The sequence below is a fragment of the Corallococcus sp. CA049B genome (genome assembly GCF_003611685.1).
GTDB lineage: Bacteria > Myxococcota > Myxococcia > Myxococcales > Myxococcaceae > Corallococcus > Corallococcus coralloides.
Genome location: NZ_RAWC01000437.1, coordinates 1 through 1,663 on the forward strand (window position 1 = coordinate 1; position 1,663 = coordinate 1,663).

At 65.6% G+C, this 1,663-nt stretch carries 2 protein-coding genes; both read left to right on the forward strand.

The features are described 5' to 3' along the window. Positions 1-211: 211 nt before the first annotated feature. A complete protein-coding gene (locus D7W82_RS39535; protein WP_120623168.1) occupies positions 212-1,012 on the forward strand; it encodes a VOC family protein in 801 nt (266 codons plus the stop codon). 17 nt (positions 1,013-1,029) lie between these two features. Next, a complete protein-coding gene (locus tag D7W82_RS39540) occupies positions 1,030-1,518 on the forward strand; it encodes a VOC family protein (RefSeq protein ID WP_120623169.1) in 489 nt (162 codons plus the stop codon). The last annotated feature ends 145 nt before the right edge of the window (positions 1,519-1,663 follow it).

Consider the following 1,663-nt stretch of genomic DNA (forward strand, 5'->3'; position numbering starts at 1 on the left):
GGGCGGTGGGGGTGGGCAGTGGTTCGCATGATTTCCCTGATTCTCGCCCATCGAGAGGAAATGTTTCTTCGTTTCCTGTCGGCGTGGCCAGACTTGCCGCGCTGCGACATGGAAGCCCGGTTCCGTAGGAAAGGATTCAAAGAACGAAGGTCTGGCTCGACACGGGCGTGCGGACCCTCCACATCCCACCACTCACGAAGGGAATGACACGATGAGCACTGGAAGCTTCATCTGGTACGAGCTGATGACCCATGACCCCAGCGCCGCCGCCCGCTTCTATGGCGCGGTCGTTGGATGGAAGATCCCCGACCCGCCCGCGCCCATGCCGGGCGGAGTGGACTACCGCATGATCATGCGCGGCGATGGCGGCTCCGCCGGAGGCGTGCTGCGCCTTTCGCAGGACATGGTGCGGAATGGCGCACAGCCTTGCTGGCTCGGCTACCTGCACGTGGCCGACGTGGATGCGTCCCTCCGGGCCCTGGTGGCCGATGGTGCCAGGGTGCTGATGCCGCGCATGGAGCTGCCCGTCGGCACGATCGCGATGGTGGCCGACCCAATGGGCACTCCCTTCTACGTGATGGCGCCGGTTCCACCGCCAGGCAAGCCCAAGGCGAAGAGCGACGTATTCGACGTGAAGGCGCCGCAGCACATTCGCTGGAACGAACTGGCGAGCCCCGATCTCTCGCGCGCCAAGACGTTCTATGCGAAGCACTTCCACTTCCAGTTCAACGACGTGATGCCCATGGGCCCGATGGGCGACTACTGCTTCATCGACCACGACGGCGTTCGGCTTGGCGCCATCATGCAGAAGCCCGCCGCGGGCCCCGGTCCCACCGGCACCTGGCTGTTCTACTTCGGCGTCTCCTCGGTAGCCGAGGCGCAGCGCGCCATCACCGCCAATGGCGGCAAGGTGCTGCAAGGTCCGCACGAGGTGCCTGGCGGCGACTGGATTGTCGTTGCAACGGACCCCGCGGGTGCAGCATTTGGCGTTGTAGGACACAAGGGCGAGTGAGCCCCAGGAGCGCAATCATGACGACCCCCGTGAACAAGACCGTCCTCTGCCTCTGGTACGAACGCAGCGCTGAAGAAGCGGCGGAGTTCTACGCCCGCACCTTCCCCGGCAGCTCCGTCGGCGCCAAACACCGCGCGCCGGGCGATTACCCGGATGGCAAGGAGGGCGATGTCCTCACGGTGGAGTTCACCGTGCTGGGCTTCCCCTGCATCGGCCTCAATGGCGGCCCCACGTTCAAGCACAGCGAAGCGTTCTCGTTCCAGGTCAGCACGAAGGATCAGGAAGAGACGGACCGCTACTGGAATGCCATCGTCGGCAACGGCGGGCAGGAAAGCCAGTGCGGGTGGTGCAAGGACAAGTGGGGAATCTCCTGGCAGATCACCCCTGCCGCCCTGACGGACGGCATGAGCGATCCGGATCCGGCCGCGCGCAAGCGGGTGTTCGCCGCGATGATGGAGATGCAGAAGATCGACATCGCGAAGATCAACGCGGCGCGCAGGGGTTGAGGGAGGCCCGACAAACAGGCCGTTTCAGCAAGCCTGTCACAGGCTGGCCTAGAGCCAGGGCCTCAGCCGCTCCCGCAGCGTGCGCACGCCAGGCAACGCCTGCGCCAGCGTGCGGTAGAGCGGCTGGCCGAGCCGGAGCGTGGCC

Coding starts and splice junctions, on each gene's coding strand:
- D7W82_RS39540 (WP_120623169.1), top strand. CDS start 1,030: ATGACGACCCCCGTGAACAAGACCGTCCTCTGCCTCTGGTACGAACGC.
- D7W82_RS39535 (WP_120623168.1), top strand. CDS start 212: ATGAGCACTGGAAGCTTCATCTGGTACGAGCTGATGACCCATGACCCC.